10 protein-coding genes are annotated in these 16,228 nt (G+C 65.1%); all 10 read right to left on the bottom strand.

All coding sequences use genetic code 11. The features are described 5' to 3' along the window. Nucleotides 1-247: 247 nt before the first annotated feature. Nucleotides 248-2,401, bottom strand: a complete 2,154-nt coding sequence (gene glgX, locus EGJ09_RS03490) for a glycogen debranching protein GlgX (RefSeq protein WP_046787286.1) — start codon at nt 2,399-2,401, stop codon at nt 248-250. A 144-nt stretch (nt 2,402-2,545) separates the two neighbouring features. Next, a complete protein-coding gene (locus EGJ09_RS03495; protein WP_046787285.1) occupies nt 2,546-2,830 on the bottom strand; it encodes a DUF2934 domain-containing protein in 285 nt (94 codons plus the stop codon). A gap of 14 nt (nt 2,831-2,844) precedes the next feature. After that, nucleotides 2,845-5,619, bottom strand: coding sequence for a malto-oligosyltrehalose synthase (locus EGJ09_RS03500; RefSeq protein WP_125923235.1), 2,775 nt, complete (start codon nt 5,617-5,619; stop codon nt 2,845-2,847). Then, nucleotides 5,616-7,685 carry a 4-alpha-glucanotransferase gene (gene malQ / locus EGJ09_RS03505; protein ID WP_125923236.1) on the bottom strand — a complete coding sequence of 690 codons (2,070 nt, stop codon included), beginning with the start codon at nt 7,683-7,685 and terminating at the stop codon, nt 5,616-5,618. The genes EGJ09_RS03500 and malQ overlap by 4 nt, the downstream gene beginning before the upstream one ends. Next, nucleotides 7,682-9,424, bottom strand: coding sequence for a malto-oligosyltrehalose trehalohydrolase (gene treZ / locus EGJ09_RS03510; protein WP_115275325.1), 1,743 nt, complete (start codon nt 9,422-9,424; stop codon nt 7,682-7,684). Before treZ ends, malQ begins: the two co-directional genes overlap by 4 nt. A 14-nt stretch (nt 9,425-9,438) precedes the next feature. Beyond that, nucleotides 9,439-10,998 (bottom strand): glycogen synthase GlgA, encoded by a 1,560-nt coding sequence (glgA, locus tag EGJ09_RS03515; protein WP_125923237.1) that lies wholly within the window; start codon nt 10,996-10,998, stop codon nt 9,439-9,441. A 535-nt stretch (nt 10,999-11,533) separates the two neighbouring features. Further along, complete coding sequence (locus EGJ09_RS03520) at nt 11,534-12,364, bottom strand: alpha/beta hydrolase (RefSeq protein WP_125923238.1); 831 nt, start codon at nt 12,362-12,364, stop codon at nt 11,534-11,536. Between the two features lie 14 nt (nt 12,365-12,378). Further along, complete coding sequence (locus tag EGJ09_RS03525; RefSeq protein ID WP_256658404.1) at nt 12,379-14,706, bottom strand: TonB-dependent siderophore receptor; 2,328 nt, start codon at nt 14,704-14,706, stop codon at nt 12,379-12,381. Between the two features lie 65 nt (nt 14,707-14,771). After that, nucleotides 14,772-15,701, bottom strand: a complete 930-nt coding sequence (locus EGJ09_RS03530; RefSeq protein WP_115275322.1) for a DUF4880 domain-containing protein — start codon at nt 15,699-15,701, stop codon at nt 14,772-14,774. Next, the gene (locus tag EGJ09_RS03535; RefSeq protein WP_046787278.1) at nt 15,698-16,207 is read right to left on the bottom strand and encodes a sigma-70 family RNA polymerase sigma factor; all 510 of its coding nucleotides are present in this window, start codon (nt 16,205-16,207) and stop codon (nt 15,698-15,700) included. The genes EGJ09_RS03530 and EGJ09_RS03535 overlap by 4 nt, the downstream gene beginning before the upstream one ends. Between the last annotated feature and the right edge of the window lie 21 nt (nt 16,208-16,228).

Raw genomic sequence — 16,228 nt, forward strand, 5'->3', positions numbered from 1 at the left:
AGGAGAGGTAAGGGCTTGCGTCAAGAAAGTGTTAAACAGGCGGGGAGCTTCAGGGCGCAGAGTTAACATCATGATTTCTGGCGAAAACACTACGCGCATAGCGGCGTTCGCTATTTCCTGCACCCTGGCTATGCCGAAACATTGCTAGCGCCGCTGTTACGCCGGGTGCGAGCCGTGCGTCCAAGGTGGCCAGGCGCAGCCGGCCCTGAGATCCGTTCGGTCCAGGGCCGGTTGAGCCAACCCCGGTTCAGTCCTCCTCGCGCTGCAGCACCATCAGCAGCAACGAGCGCCCCTGGACCTGGAACGTGCTGTCGAATGGCAAGTGTTGCCCTTTGCGCAGTTCCGGCCGGTCGGTGTCCACCAGGCAGCTCCAGTAGTCACCGTCCGGTACCGTCGGCAGCAGGAACGGCACCACATCGTGGTGCGCATTGACGATCAGCAGCACCGTCGCCTCCGAACCCGGCCGGGCGATGCCGCTGACCTGGGCGCGGCCGTCGATCAGCATGCCCAGGCAGCGCCCATGCGGGTCTTCCCACTGCTCCACACTCATCTCGCTGCCGTCGGGCGCCAGCCAGGTCACGTCCTTGACCCCGATGGCCTCGTTGTAGTCGCCGACCAGAAAGCGTGAGCGGCGCAGCACCGGGTAGGCCAGGCGCAGGCGGGTCAGGCGCTTGACGAAGGCCAGCAGGCCTTTGCCTTCTTCGTCCAGGTCCCAGTTGACCCAGCCGATCTCGCTGTCCTGGCAGTAGGCATTGTTGTTGCCGTGCTGGGTGCGGCTGAACTCGTCGCCAGCGACGATCATAGGGGTGCCTTGGGCCAGCAGCAGGGTGGCGAAGAAGTTGCGCATCTGGCGCATGCGCAGGGCATTGATTTCAGGGTCGTCGGTGGGGCCTTCCGCGCCGCAGTTCCACGACAGGTTGTTGTCGGTACCGTCCTGGTTGTTCTCGTCGTTGTCTTCGTTGTGTTTGCCGTTGTACGACACCAGGTCGCGCAGGGTGAAACCGTCGTGGGCAGTGACGAAGTTGACCGAGGCATAAGGGCGCCGGCCGCGGTTGTTGAACATGTCGCCCGAGGCGGTCATGCGCGAGGCGAAGTCGGCCAGCTGGCCTTCGTCGCCTTTCCAGAAGGCGCGCACGGTGTCGCGGAAGCGGTCGTTCCATTCCGCCCAGCCCGGTGCGAAGTTGCCCACCTGATAGCCACCTGGGCCGCAGTCCCATGGTTCGGCGATCAGCTTGACCTGGCTGAGCATCGGGTCCTGACGACAGGCGACGAGGAACCCGTGGCGTTCGCTGTAGCCGTCGTGGTAACGGCCCAGGATGGTTGCCAGGTCGAAGCGGAAGCCGTCCACATGCATCTCGCCAGCCCAGTAGCGCAGCGAGTCGGTCACCAGTTGCAGCACGCACGGGTGGCTGAGGTCCAGGGTGTTGCCGGTGCCGGAATCGTTGATGTAATAGCGTTTGTCATCGGGCATCAGCCGGTAGTACGAGGCATTGTCGATACCGCGCATGGACAGCGTCGGGCCACGCTCGTTGCCCTCGGCGGTGTGGTTGTAGACCACATCGAGGATCACTTCGAGGCCGGCGTCGTGCAGGTGCGCGACCATTTCCTTGAACTCGGCGATCTTGCCGCTGGCCAGGTAGCGCGGGTGGGGGGCGAAGAAGGCGATGCTGTTGTAGCCCCAGTAATTGTTCAGGCCTTTGTCCAGCAGGTGCTGGTCATTGACGAAAGCGTGGATCGGCAACAGTTCGATGCTTGAAACGCCAAGGTCCTTGATGTGCTTGAGCAACTCGTCGTTGGCAAGGCCGGCGAACGTGCCGCGCAGTTTTTCCGGCACGGCAGGGTGGCGCATGCTGATGCCGCGGGCATGCGCTTCATAGAGGATGGTGCGCTCCCAAGGGATCTGTACGCGCTGGTCGCGGCCCCAGGTGAAGGCCGGGTCGATGACTTTGCATTTGGGTACGAAGGGCGCGCTGTCGCGCTCGTCGAACGACAGGTCGCCGTCGGGATGGCCGATGGTGTAGCCGAACAGTGCCTCGGACCATTTCAGGCTGCCGACCAGTTGCTTGGCGTAGGGGTCGATCAGCAGTTTGTTGGGGTTGAAGCGGTGGCCATTCTCGGGCTCGTAGGGGCCATAGACACGGTAGCCGTATACCAGGCCCGGGTGGGCGTCAGGCAGGTAGCCGTGGTAGATCTCGTCGGTGTACTCCGGCAGCTCGATGCGCTCGAGTTCCTGCTCGCCTGTGGAGTCGAACAGGCACAGCTCGACTTTGGTGGCGTTGGCTGAGAACAGGGCGAAGTTGACCCCCAGCCCATCCCAGGTGGCGCCGAGCGGGAAGGGCATGCCCTCGCGCAGGCGGGATGGTGCGATGGAGCGGGTTTTCTTGGGAATGCGGGGGCTCATGGCGGTCCTCGGATGGCCGTAGGGAAGGGGGCGGATGGTCCTTCAGTCGCGGCCCCATCGCCGGCAAGCCGGCTGCCACCGCAATCCCAGGGTCTTTGAGATCTTTGTGGGAGCCGGCTTGCCGGCGATAGGGCCGGGACCGGCTTAGCCAGCAGCCGGCTTCTTCACCGTTTTGGGCTTTTTCGCAGCGGCCGGTTTCACCCCTGGCAGCGCCGCAGCCTTGGGCTCGGCAGGTGCTTTTGGCGCCGCCGCGACCTTGGGCTTGGCGGCGGCCTTCTTGCGCGGCGCAGCCTTTGGCGCCAGCGCCTCGGCCTCGGCCAGCTTGCGGGCCATGTCCCAGTGGCGCTCTTCCTCGCCTACAGGCTTACCTTCAGACTCCCAGATCTGGTAGGCAAATTCGCGAATACGTTTTTCATCGACACTCATCATGACGCTCCTGATGCTCAAGATTGTTGTATCAACACGTTGACCGGAAATTCCGACAGCACGGCGCTCAACATCAGCTCCTTTGAAGGGCTGACCACCGCACTTGGGAAAAGTCCCATCGAGTTGGCAGGCGACAAGGCAAACGGCAGAATCACCCGGGTGTCGTCCCAGTTCTGTGCCGGGATCAACGGTGTAGCAGCGCCGCCCAACAGGCCGCTGGCCAGGCGCGGGGCGACGACGATGGCGCGGTGTTCCTCACCCAGCCGGGCAAAGGCCACGACCTTGTCGGCATGGCGGCCCTGCACGTTCAGCGGCAGGTAGGCACCGCGGCGGAACAGCTCGGCGTGGGCCTGCCGGCAATCCAGCAGCCGCGCCAGCAGCGCCTGCTTGATGCGGCCGTCGCGCCAGTGTGCCAGCAGCTCTGCCACGGGCAGGGCGTCGTCCAGCGTGCGACGCCTGCAAGCGTAGTCCACGGGGCGGCGGTTGTCGGGGTCGACCAGGCTGAAATCCCAGTACTCATTGCCCTGATAAAGGTCTGGCACGCCGGGCACGGTGCTGCGCAGCAAGGCCTGGACCAGGCCATTGAGGGCGCCGGGGGTGGCGATCAACTGCGCCGCGTCGGCCAGGGACTGGCGTAACTGCTGGTTCTCGCGGCCGAGTAACAGGCCATCGACATAGGCGGCGCAGGCGGCCTCGTAGGCTTCGTTCGGCGCGTTCCAGCTGCTGCGCAGCTTGGCTTCGCGCAGCGCCTTCTGCTGCCATTGGCGGATACGCCCGGCATAGTGCTGCAGGGCGTTATCGTCGTGCAGGTCAAGGTCCAGGGGCCAACTGCCCAACAGCGTCTGCAACAGCAGCAACTCGTCGCCCGGGCTCGGCGCAACGCCGTCGTCCAGCTGTTCACGCAGCGGAGCAGCCAGCTCGCGCCAGTGTTCCACGCGGCTGGCGAACCAGGGGCCGCGTTCGCTCAGCACGGCCAGCCGCGCGCGGGTGTCTTCGCCGCGTTTGTGGTCATGGGTGGCGGTTGCCAGCAGGTTGTCGGGGAAGTCGCGCAGGCGGCGCTGGGCCTCGTTGTGGAAGTGTTCGGGGCCGGCACTGAAGCGCTCGGCCTCGAAGCCTACGTCATTGCGCGACAGCAGGCGGGCCGAGCGATAGAAGGTGGTGTCCTCCACGGCTTTGGCGGCGCTGGGCGCGGTGAGCTGTTGAAAGCGCACGCAGGCATGGCGCAGGTGCTTGCGCGGCCGGCCGGGGGGCAGTGCGCGCCATGCCTGGCCGCCGAGCCATTGTTCAAGCTGCTCGAGCAGCGGCCAATCGGCTTCGCTGAGGTCGTGGCGGGCATTGGCCAAGGCCTGCTGGAAGAATTTCTCGTCTTCGGCCGGGCGGCCGCAGGCATTGAAATACGTGCGGTACACCGGGTAGTGGGCAACCAGCGCCTGCAACGCGCGGCGGATCGCCCCAAGGGTCAGGTCGCGGGTCATCAAGTCGTCGCGCGCGACGTGCAGCAGCGCCTGGGCCACCGACTCGCAGTCGCCGGCCAGGCTGGCATTGAGCACCAGGTAGCGGGCCTGGCGGACTTCCTCCGGAAAGTCCGGGCGCTCGCTGACAGTGGCCCACAGCTCGGTCAACGGCGCTTCGCCGGCGGGGTCGTGCTGCAGCAGCGAGACCTGGTTCATGAACTCGTAGCCGGTGGTACCGTCGGTGAGCCAGTCGCGATGCAGGTGTTCATCGGTGCCGAGAATCTTCTCGACGTAGATCGGGAAATGCTCAAGCGCCGCATTGAGGGGGCGCCTGGCAAGCAGACCGTCGACCCGCCGGCGCAGCTTGCGGCAATAGCCGCGTGGGTCGGCCAGGCCGTCGATATGATCGATACGCAGGCCATCGACCAACCCTCGCTCAATCAGCTCGAACAGCTTGGCATGGGTCGCCTCGAATACCACCGAGCGCTCTACGCGCAGGCCGCCCAGCTCGTTGATGTCGAAGAAACGCCGCCAGTTGATGTCGTCGGCGGCAGTGCGCCAGCTGGCCAGGCGGTAGGTTTGGCGTTCCAGCAGCAGGTGCAGGCGTTTGAAGCCGCTTTCGGTGCGGCTGTCGAAGGCGAGCAGTGCAGACTGCAGGTCGGCGCCCTCGCGCACCAGGCGGGCCAGTTCGGCTTGCACCGGCAAAGCCGCTGCCAGCGGGTCGGCTGCATCGTTCAGTGCGGTGAAGTGCTCGGCCAGGCGCTGCAGGGCAGGCTCGGGGCTCAGGGAAAGAATCCAGCCATAGTCAACCGGGCAGATCGGGAAGCGGTGCTCGTAATGGGCCACCTGCAGCACGCCGTGTTGCTCGTCGAACTCCAGCGGAATTTCGCCATTTTTCAGCGCCGCGCCATAGTCACAGCCCAAAAACGGCAGCAATAGCTGGCCGGCCAGCAGGGGGTCGCTGGAGTGCCACTGGATATCGAAGAACTCGGCGTAGGGGCTGCGCCGGCCCCACGCCAGCAAGCTCTGCCACCAGGGGTTGTCGGCGCCGCCGACGGCCATGTGGTTGGAGACGGTGTCCAGGATCAGGCCCATGCCGTGCTGGCGCAAGGCGGCCACCAGTCGCTCCAGGGCGGCCTCGCCACCGAGCTCCGGGTTGACCTGGGTCGGGTCGACCACATCGTAACCGTGGCGCGAGCCGGCGCGGGCCTTGAGGATCGGCGAGGCATACAGGTGGCTGATGCCCAGCTGGGCAAAGTAGGGCACCAGCGGCAGTGCATGGTCGAGGGTGAAATCGCTGTGCAACTGCAGACGCAGGGTGGCGGACAACGGCTTCATCGGTCACGCTCCCAGGCTTGTTCGCGGGCCTGGGCCAACAGCTCCAGGCGGCGCGCGGCATCTTCATCGTCGAGCAGTTCGCGCACCGGGGGCGCGAACCGCCGGCGCCAGTTGGGGTGGCCTTCGGTCGTGCCAGGGAGGTTGGGTTGCTCTTCACTGCCGAGCAGGTCTTCGAGCGGGATCAGCACCAGCGGTGCGCGGGTGTGACCAACGTAACGGATGGCAGCATCGATCAAGTGGTCGTTGTCCTTTAGTGGGCCGTAATTGGCTTGCAGGGTGCGGCGCAGGCCGTCACGCTCTTTCTGTCGCGCCTGGCGCCAGTGCAGCTCGGTGGCGTCATCGATCAGTTGCAGGCGCTGGCTCCAGTCGATGTCGCGGCTTTGCAGCCAGCCGGCCAAGGGCGCCAGGTCGTGGGTGCCGGTGGTGGCCAAGGCTTTGTCCGGCCAGTCGAGAATCGGCGTGAAGTGGCCGGGCTGGGCCTGCTCGAAAGGCAGCACGCGCATGCCCAGCACGGCCTTGTCCGCCAGTTGTTCGCGCAGGCCTTCAGGCACGGTGCCCAGGTCTTCACCAAGGATGATTGCCTGGTGCCGCACCGACTCCAGGGCCAGCAGGCGCAGCAGGTCCTCCAGCGGATACTGCAGGTAGGCCCCTTCGTCGGGCTTGCAGCCACGGGGGATCAGCCACAGGCGGCGCAGGCCCATCACATGGTCGATGCGCAGGCCGCCGGCATGGGCCAGGTTGGCCCGCAGCATTTCGATGAAGGCGCGGTAGCCATTGCGTTTGAGGCCTTCGGGCGAGAACGCGCAGATGCCCCAGTCCTGTCCGCTGCGGTTGAGGATGTCCGGCGGGGCGCCAACCTTCAGGTTGGCCAGCAACTCGTCCTGGCGGCTCCAGGCCTGGCTGCCGGCACCGTCGGCGCCCACCGCCAGGTCGGCGATCAGGCCGACCGCCATGCCGTTGCCACGGGCGGCTTCTTGGGCGCGCTGCAGGCTGCGCTCGGTCAGCCACTGGCAGAACGCATGGAACTCGACCTTGGCGGGATACGCGCTGGCGAAGGCCTCCACTTCTGGGTGATAGGGGTCGTGCCAGGCGCTCGGCCAGTTGCGCCAGTCGGCGCCCAGGCCGTCGTCCACGGCTTGTGCCTGCAGCACTTCAAAGCGGCAGTGGTGCTCCAGCGCCTGGCCACCGGCCTCGCGGAAGCTCTCGAAGTCTTTGCGCAGGGGGTGATCAGCCTGGATGAAATTCTGGTACAGGGCGTCGAGCAGGCGCAGGCGGGCGTCGGCGGCGCGTGGCCAGTCGACCAGCGGGCGTTGCTCGAGGTCTTCCAGGGTTTGCTCCAGGCCACAGGCCTCGACGGCCATGCGCACGGCACGTTCACCGAGCACGGCAGCGGGGCTGGCATACAAGGGGTTGAGCAGCAGGCGGCTGGAGGGTGAGTAGGGGCTGTAGTGTTGCTGGTCGAACGCCGACAGGGCGTGGATCGGGCTGATGGCGAGGGCGTCGGCACCACGCTCTGCGGCGCTGCGCGCCAGTTGCTCCAGAGCCAGGCAGTCGCCGTAGCCGCCATCACCTGGGCGGCGCAGGCTGTAAAGCTGCACCGCAATGCCCCAGCAGCGCGGTGGCGGCTGTTCGACAGCGTCCTCCAGGCTGTGGCAACGCAGCGGCGCCACGGCCACTGTGAAAGTACGGCCATCGATATCGACGCGGTGATAGCCCAAGGGCAATGCGCCAGGCAGTTGTGCCTGGTTGTCGAGGGTCAGGTCGAGCTGGCTGTGGTCTTCCAGGGTGCAGCGGGCGGCGCTGCCTGCGCTGAAGTAGCGCGCCAGTGCCAGTGGCCGGCCCAGGTCGGCAGTCAACAGCGGCGGTAAGTGTTCGCTGTCTTCGGCGGCGTCCACGGCGCGCAGGCTGTCCTGGAGGGCGCGGTCGTCACTGGCCGGGTGGCCAAGCGCTTCAAGGACCTTGCGCAGCACGTCGTCGCTGACCTGTTGTGGCCTGTTGTTGGCGTCGATCCAGTCGCGGGCCAGCCCTACGCGGGCGGCCAGGCGGTGTAATGCAGTTTCACTCATGGGCGCTCCTGGCCAGGTGCAAGCAGGCTGACCACGCAGCTGTACGCAGACAGTGCGGTGTCGGGGTGCGTGGTATCGCTACTGTCGAACAGGCGGTGTTCGGCTGCGGGCAGTTCGACCGGCTGTGGCGTGGCGGCCAGGTTCAGGTCGATGCGCAGGGTGTTGCCATTGCCCAGGCGCCAGCGTGCGGTCAGTGCCTTGTCGCCCAGCACGTCGGTGCCCAGCGCACGGCTGCCAGGCAGGTACGGTATGACATGGCGCCGGCGCAGTTCGAGCAGTTGCTGATAAAGGCCGTGCCAGCCGGCGATCACTTCCTGACGCTGTGGCCGTGAGGCCTGGAATGTCTGTTCGGCATTGGGGTCGGGGATGCGCTCGCGCTGCTCGGGATCGGCAAACGCGGTGAAGTGGGCGAATTCGCCACGCCGACCTTCGCGCACGGCATCGGCCAGCTCGTCATGGAAGTCGGTGAAGAACAGAAACGGCCGGCAACTGCCATCCTCGTCACCCATGAACAACAGCGGGATCATCGGCGACAGCAGCAACAGGCCGGTAGCGGCGCGCAGGGCAGGGACCGGGCACAGGCGTGTCAGGCGTTCGCCCAGGGCGCGGTTGCCGATCTGGTCGTGGTTTTGCAGAAACAGTACGAACGAGCTGGGCTCAAGGTGGCCACTTGGTTCGCCGCGCGGGTGACCATGGCGGTTGGCCTGGCCCTGGAACACGAACCCTTCGGACAGGCAGCGGGCCAGCTTGTTGATCGGCAGGTCCTGGTAGTCGGCGTAGTACCCTTCGGTTTCACCCGTGAGCAGCACGTGCAGCGCATTGTGGCCATCGTCGTTCCACTGGGCGTCGAAGCCCTGTTCCAGCAGGAACGCCTGATTGTGCTCATTCTCCAGCATCAGCCACACCTGGCGGCCAGGTTCCACCGCAGCGCGTACCCGTTGCGCCAGCTCGACCAGGAAGTCGGGCTGGTCGATGGCATGCACTGCATCCAGGCGCAGGCCGTCGCAGCGGTAGTCGCACAGCCACATCAGAGCGTTCTGGATGAAGAACTCACGCACCTCTGGCCGGCGGAAGTCAATGGCTGCGCCCCAGGGCGTCTGCCGGTCCTCACGGAAGAACGGGCTGGCGTACTGGTGCAGGTAGTTGCCGTGCGGCCCAAAGTGGTTGTAGACCACGTCCACCACTACCATCAGGCCCTGGCCGTGGGCGTTATCGACCAGCGCGCACAATTGCTCTGGGCTGCCATAGCTGTGCTGCGGCGCGAATGGCAGCACGCCGTCGTAGCCCCAGTTACGCTCGCCAGGGAACTGCCCCAGCGGCATCAGCTCGATGGCGCTGATGCCAAGCTCTGCCAGGCGCGGCAGATGCCGGGCGACACCAGGGTAGCCCTCGAGCACGCCGACGTGCAGTTCCTGAATCACCGCTTCGTGCCAAGGGCGGCCTCGCCAGGGGTGTTGCCAGGCGTAAGCCTGGGTATCGACCACCTGGCTCGGGCCCTGCACGCCTTCGGGCTGGTAGCGCGAAGCCGGGTCGGCCACCCGCAGCTCGCCGTCGATGCGATAGTGGTAACGGTCACCGGCCTGGCACGGGGCAACGCCGGTATACCAGCCATCTGCGTCGGGCAGCAGCTCGATCGGCGGCTGCTGCTCCAGTTCCAAGCTCACGCTGCGCGCATCCGGCGCCCATAGGGCGAAGCGCGCCGACGTGGCGTCCAGTAGGTGTGCGCCATGCCTGTGCATCTTCGATTCCCCGCTCAGTAGTGGCTCAACTGTGCCTGTTTGACCAGGTCCTCGTAGAGGCGGGCGTAGGGTTCGACCGCCTGGCACCAGTTGAACGGCTGGGTCATCGACAGGCAGCGCATGGCGTTGAGCAGGTTTTTCTTGCCGTAGACATAGAAGGCACGGCTCAGCGCTTCGCGGTAACTCTCCACGGTCGACTCATCGAACAGGAAACCGGTGACGCCATTCTCGATCGTGTCGGCCAGGCCTCCGGTGTTGCGCGCTACGGGCAGTGAGCCAAAACGCTGCGCATACATCTGGCTCAGGCCGCAGGGCTCGTAGCGTGATGGCATCAGCAGGAAGTCGCTGCCGGCGAACATCCGCCGCGCATCGGTTTCGTTGAAGCCGATACGCACGCCGATGCGGCCGGGATGGCGCAGGGCCAGTTCGCGCATGGCCTGCTCTTCTTCAGGCTCGCCACGGCCGATGATCGCGATCTGCCCGCCCTGTTCGACGATGTAGTCGGCCACGCCCAAGGTCAGGTCCAGGCCTTTCTGGAACACCAGCCGCGAGACTACGGCGAACAGTGGCCCTGCGCTTGGCTCGAGTTCGAACAGGCGGCGGACTGCTTCGGCATTGCGCGCCTTGCCATCCCAGTCGTTGATGCTGAAGTTGTGCTGCAGATGCTGGTCGGTGGCCGAATCCCAGCTTTCGTCGATGCCATTGGGGATGCCGCCGAGCAGGCCTTGCTGGGCCTTGCTGGCGAGGAAGCCATCCAGGCCGCAGCCGAATTCCGGCGTGGTGATTTCGCGGGCGTAGGTGGCACTGACGGTGGTGATGTGGCTGGAGTAGGCCAGGCCGGCCTTGAGGAAGGACAGCTTGCCGTAGAACTCCATGCCTTCCTGCTGCATGGCATGGTCAGGGATCGCCAGTTCCGGGCTGCAGGCGCGGCTGTACACACCTTGGTAGGCCAGGTTGTGAATGGTGAACAGGGTCGGGGTGCTCAGGCCGCGCCAGTGCATGTAGGCCGGGGCCAGGCCTGCCGGCCAGTCATGGGCGTGCACTACTTCGGGCTTCCAGTGGATCTTGCCTTCACCGGCGGCAATTTCGGCCGCGGCAAGGCCAAGGCGGGCGAAGCGGATGTGGTTGTCGGGCCAGTCACGACCGTTGTTGGCACCATAGGGTGTGCCGTCGCGCTGGTACAGTTCAGGGCAGATCAGCACGTAGATGACAAGGCCGTCAGCCATGTCCATGCGGCCGATCTTGCACGGCGGCAGGGCCGCATGGCCGCCGAGTTCACCGACGATATGAATGGGGTTGTCGCTTTCCATCACCTGGCTGTAGCCGGGGATCAGCACACGGACATCGTGCAGGTGCGCCAATGCCCGCGGCAGTGCTGCCGAAACGTCACCCAGGCCGCCGGTCTTGATCAGGTCGGCAATTTCGGAGGTGACGAACAGGATCTTGCGTTTGTTGGGGTTGTGCTGGCGCTGGGCGCCGGGTGCCTTGACTGTCGTGGCGAAATCCGGGGTGAGCGGTTCGCGGTTTTCCGGTTTGAATGAATCTACGTGAGGTTCGACAGCGGCACTGATCATACTTCTCTCCGTCCCTATGGTGTGGCCGAGTGCTGGCACCCGTTTGCTTTATTTCGTGCTGGTTATCTCTGTTTCGTGTCTTCGTAGTGCGGTCCTTGCCCCAAGGTCGTGCGCGCAGGCACGGCGCGATCGGCATTCCCGCCGAAAGCGTTTGGTCTGGAAGGAGTGAGCGGGCTGCAGCGAGGGGTATCCCATTGCTTTGGCCTACTTAAAGTTCCTGACCCGTCGCCTTTTGCAAAAGTTCGACTTTTTTCATGTCGCCTCTTCCCTGAGCAAATCGCGGGCCGAAAGCTGAGTGTAGGAGACCGGAAGTAAAAAAGGTGACCCACTGGTCACTTTCGTTATGACGCGAGATAGACGCAAACGTTGGCGTGTGTCATCGCTTTGAGAAGGGGTGTTCCAAGAGAGGGCGCAGGCAAATTTCGGGGGGCCATTTTGTGGCGAAAAAGGGTGTATGCACCGTTAGGGTGCACGGTGGGGCTTACCCATTTTGGCCTTCTCGCAGGTCGATCTGCGAAAAGGCCGACACCTGCAGCTAGAACCTGCGGGTACTGATCAACTCATCCAGGACCCGTGTCGGCACCCTGAACGGCACCGACATGTGATCTTCCCCAGCCTCGAGCTGGAAATCACTGCGCAGCCCGTACTGCGACAGTGCCTCCAGGCGCAATTGCAGGGCCCGGGCATCCTGAATCTCCTGGGGCATCTCGCGGTCACCGATCAACAGCGTAAGGCTGCTATGGGTCAGGTCCAGTTGCCCGGCGTGGGCACGCTGCGTGAATGTCCGCTCATGGGCCATCAGGTAGCGGTCACGCCACCACAGGCTCGGGCTGATGGCGATCACGTGCTGGAACAGTTGCGGTCGGGTAAACAGCGCATACACGGCGAACATGCCACCGAACGAATGCCCGACCAGGCTGCGCTGGTCCTGATCGACCTTGAAGCGGGCATTGACCTTTGGCATCAGGCGTTTTTCGATGAAGTCCAGGAACAGGTCCTGGCCACCTTGGGGTGGTTTGTTGCGCTCGGCAGGTTGCGGTGGCGACAGGTCGAAGGCGCGGCGTTCGAAGTCCAGTGGGGTGTCGCTGGGGTAGCCGATGGCGACCAGTATCGCGCCGCGCAGCCGGTCTTGAGCGCGCTTGGCGGCATGAAACGCCGGGAAGTAGGCGTTGCCGTCAAGCAGGTAGATCACCGGGTAGCCGCCGGTCCAGGGCACATCGCCCTCCGGCAGGCTGATCATGATCCGGTATTCGCGGCCCTCGGCACTTTTCATCGACCATTGCTCGGTGCCGTCCAGCGTTACCGGCGCGGCGTGGGCCAGGCTGGCAAGCAGTGCAGTGCCCAGCCAGATCATCAATGTGCGCATGTTCATCCCCCCCTTTACCAGCGATAACTCAGGCTGGTGACCACGCTGCGCGCTTCACCCCGGTAGCAGTAGCCCTGCTGGCAGTTGATATAGCGTTTGTCGAACAGGTTGCGCGCATTGAGCGCCAGGCGAACGCCGTCCAGGCCGCCGCCGAAGTCGTAGTGCACGCCGGCATCGACCAGTGTGTAGCCTTCGTTCTTCACGGTGTTCTGTGCATCGCCGTAGTTGCTGCCGGTGTAGCGGGCACCGCCAGAGACGCCTACGCCCATCGGCAGGCGGTAGTCGAGCCAGACAGAAGCAAGATGGCGGGGAACGTCCAGTGGCTGCTTGCCTTCATTGCCATCGTTGCTTTCAGTCACTTCGGGGTCGTTGAAGCTGTAGCTGGCGGTCATCTTCAGCCGGTCGCTGAGGTCGGAAACGGCTTCCAGTTCCAAGCCCTTGGAGACCTGCTCGCCAGTGGCGATACTGTTGATCGGGTTGGCCAGGTCGCGGGTCAGCACGTTCTTCTGGGTCAGGTGGTACAGCGAGGCGGTGAGCATCGTTGCGCTGCCTGGTGGCTGGTACTTCAAGCCCACTTCGTATTGTTCGCCTTCGGTGGGTTTGTAGGCACCGCTGCCACTCTGTGGCTGGAACGAGGTGGCGTAGCTGGCGTAGGGTGCCAGGCCGTTGTCGAACAGGTAGAGCGCGCCGACCGAGCCAGTGGTGGCTGAGTCACTGGTCTTGCGGTTGATGCCGCTGAGGTTGTCGCTGCGCCGCACGTGCACGAAGTCGCGGCGCAAGCCGGCCGAAAGCCGCCAGCGGTCGAGGTCGATCTGGTCCTGCAGGTACAGGCCGGTGCGTTGCTCCAGGCCATCTTCGTCCGCCAGCGGCGTACCCGGTTTGGCCACCGGTTGGTGGTAGTCGGGCGCGAAGCGGTCGATCGACGGCGCCGGGCCGCTGGCATACGACAATGAGGTGTCGATCCAGCCGTAGTCCACGCCGGTCAGCAAGGTGTGGTGCAGGGTACCTGTTGCAAAACGGCTGACCAGGCGCGTGTCGGCCGAGACACTCGACATGTCTTCGTACACACCGATGGCATCGCGATCGAGGATGTGCCCCTCGCGCTCCTGATAGGGTTGCAGGTACTGGTTGGTGGTATCGACCTGGCCGTAACGCAGGTTCTGCTGGAAGCTGAAGGTGTCGTTGAAGGTGTGCTCGAATTCGTAGCCGAAGGTCCATTGGCGCTGTTGCAGCTTGTCGAAGTACTCGTCACCCTGCCAGAAATCGGTCAGGTGCTCGCCCTGCTGGTAGAGCATCGGTGAGGCGGCTGTCTCGCGTTCCTGGTATTGCGCCAGCAGTGTCAGGCTGGTGTCTGGGTCGATCTGCCAGGTCAGCGAGGGTGCGATCAGGCGCACGTCGTTGTTCAACTGCTCGATATAGTTTTCGGCATCGCGGTACACACCCACAACGCGGTATAGCAGGTCGCCGGACTCGTTCAGCTTGCCACCCAGGTCGAATTGCCCTTGTTGGTGGTTGTAGTTGCCCGACTGGATCTGCACTTCATTTTTTGCCTGCAGGCCAGGGCGTTTGCTGACCCGGTTGACCATGCCGCCGGGGCTGATCTGCCCGTACATCACCGACGACGGGCCTTTGAGCACTTCGATGCGCTCCAGGTTGTAGGCTTCGGTCTGGTACAGCGACAACCAGCCGCTGCCGGGTTGGCGCAGGCCATCGAGAAAGTCCGCGCCCATGGTGGTTTCGAAGCCACGGATGCTGATCATGTCGAAACGTGGGTCCAGGCCTGATGCGCCTACCCGTACACCGGCAGTGTAGGCCACGGCATCCTCGACGCGGTCGACCTTGCGGTCGGCGATCTGCTCGGCGGTGACCACGCTGATGCTCTGCGCGGTTTCCAGGATGGGCCGGTCGGTCTTGGTGGCGCTGCTGGCGTTGCTGGCGAAGTAGCCTTCGACGGGCGCGAAGGCGCTTTGCGAGGCGGTTGCGTCGATGCTGATCGGCTCCAGCTGCAGGCTGGCGTCGCCCTGGCCTGGCAGCACGACATAGCCGGCGCTGGACTTGTGCAGTTGCAGGCCACTGCCACTGAGCAGTTGGTTCAGCCCGTCTTCCAGCGGGCCGCCACCGGCCAGCCCTGGGCTGTTCAGGCCGCGCACGGCCTCCGGCGAGAAGGACAGGGTGATCCCGGCACGTTCAGCGAAGGTGCTCAGCGCCTGCCCCAAGGGGCCTGCCGGGATGCTCGGCGCGGTCGCTGTGGCGGCCAGCGCACCGCCGGCGTGCAGGGCCAACGCAAGGTACACGGCACGTGACAAGGTTCGGGAGCAGCGGGGCGGTCGGGCAGGCAGCATGAAGCGATCCATTCGAGGGGGTGATCATCCCTAACCGGATGAGCGCGTGAAGTCCGACAGTTTTTTCATGCCTGGGATGAAATACGCACCCACCAGCGTGTGCGTTGGTCGATACGCACAGGCAGCAGGTGGGCGATGTTGTCCAGCAGTGCCCCCGGCTGGTCGAGGTGGAACACGCCCGACAGGCGCAGGTCGGCCACTGCCGGGTCGCAGCGCAGCCAGCCACGGCGGTAGCGAGCGGCCTCGGCGAGGAAGTCGGCCAGGGGTATGTCGTTGACGATCAGCAGGCCGCGGCTCCAGGCGAACGGATCCAGGGCGCCGCCGCCCAGAGGCGCCAGTCGCGTGGGGTAGAGCGCAAGGCCGCTGCCAGCCTGCACCCGCTGCGAGCCCGCAGCGGCAGTCACCAGCACTTCACCGCGTTCGACGTGCAACTCGCTGTAACCATCGCGCTCGCGCAGCACGGCGCGCGCCTGGTGGCCTTGGCAAACGCCCTGCTGGCAGCGCACGCGCCAGTCGGCGCCATCGACCAGCATTTCGCCACTGCGCAGGCGGATTTCCCTACCATGCAGGTCAACGGCGCTGTCAGTGTTCAATTGCAACTCGAGGTCGCCGTTCAGGCGCAACTGCCGCTGTTCGCCGACACCGGTGGTCAAGTCACTGCGCCACGCGGGGGGCGCAGTGCCGATCAGCAGCGTGGCGCCGCCCGCTGTCAGGCCCAGGCCCAGCAGCTTGAGGGTGCGGCGGCGGCTCAGGTCGACGTCGGCCTGGCGCAGCACGGCAGCCGTGCAAGTGGCATCGGGCAGGTGCCCGTTGTGGAAGTGCCCGCTGACCTGCTGCATGCGCTGCCAGGCCAGGTCATGCCGTGTATCACGCAGCCGCCAGGCATTGAACTGGCTGAACACCTCGACATTGCCCGGGCTGGCCCGCAAGCGCATCTGCCACTCGATGGCCGTACGCACGATGGCTTCAGGCAGCCGCTCTGGCGCGGCGGTCACTCGAAGCACAGCCGGTAGCAGTGCAGCAACGCGTTGGCTACGTGGCGCTCTACCGTGCGGCTGGAAACCCCCAGCCGTTCGGCTATTTGCGCATGGGTCAGGCCGCCCAGCTGGTACAGCAGGAAGGCGTCGCGCACGGTGGGTTTGAGGCCATCGAGCAATTGCGCGATGCGCTCAAGGCACTGCATGGCCTCGTGGCGCACGTGCGGGGAGGGGTAGCTGGCCTCGGGCAACTGCGCCAAGGTTTGCAGGTAGGCGCGCTGCAGTGCGTCGCGCCGCCAATGGTCGACCACAAGGCCGCGGGCGATGCGTACCAGCAGAGCGCGGGGCGCCTGGGTACTGATCGGCTGGTTGCGCACCAACAGGCGTACGAACGTGTCCTGGGCCAGGTCTGCGGCCTGTTGCGAGCAGCCCAGCGAACGCTTCAGCCAGCTGTGCAGCCAGCCGCGCTGGGTGTCGTACAGGACCTCAAGCGGAATGATCGCATCCGTTTCATGCACTGCCATGCAACGCCCCGGGCCAGGTGA

Origin of the sequence: Pseudomonas sp. p106, from assembly GCF_003936645.1 — a bacterium.
GTDB lineage: Bacteria > Pseudomonadota > Gammaproteobacteria > Pseudomonadales > Pseudomonadaceae > Aquipseudomonas > Aquipseudomonas putida_E.

Coding starts and splice junctions, on each gene's coding strand:
- glgX (WP_046787286.1), bottom strand. CDS start 2,401: ATGAGCCCCCGCATTCCCAAGAAAACCCGCTCCATCGCACCATCCCGC.
- EGJ09_RS03535 (WP_046787278.1), bottom strand. CDS start 16,207: ATGGCAGTGCATGAAACGGATGCGATCATTCCGCTTGAGGTCCTGTAC.
- malQ (WP_125923236.1), bottom strand. CDS start 7,685: ATGAGTGAAACTGCATTACACCGCCTGGCCGCCCGCGTAGGGCTGGCC.
- EGJ09_RS03520 (WP_125923238.1), bottom strand. CDS start 12,364: ATGCGCACATTGATGATCTGGCTGGGCACTGCACTGCTTGCCAGCCTG.
- glgA (WP_125923237.1), bottom strand. CDS start 10,998: ATGATCAGTGCCGCTGTCGAACCTCACGTAGATTCATTCAAACCGGAA.
- EGJ09_RS03495 (WP_046787285.1), bottom strand. CDS start 2,830: ATGATGAGTGTCGATGAAAAACGTATTCGCGAATTTGCCTACCAGATC.
- treZ (WP_115275325.1), bottom strand. CDS start 9,424: ATGCACAGGCATGGCGCACACCTACTGGACGCCACGTCGGCGCGCTTC.
- EGJ09_RS03525 (WP_256658404.1), bottom strand. CDS start 14,706: ATGCTGCCTGCCCGACCGCCCCGCTGCTCCCGAACCTTGTCACGTGCC.
- EGJ09_RS03500 (WP_125923235.1), bottom strand. CDS start 5,619: ATGAAGCCGTTGTCCGCCACCCTGCGTCTGCAGTTGCACAGCGATTTC.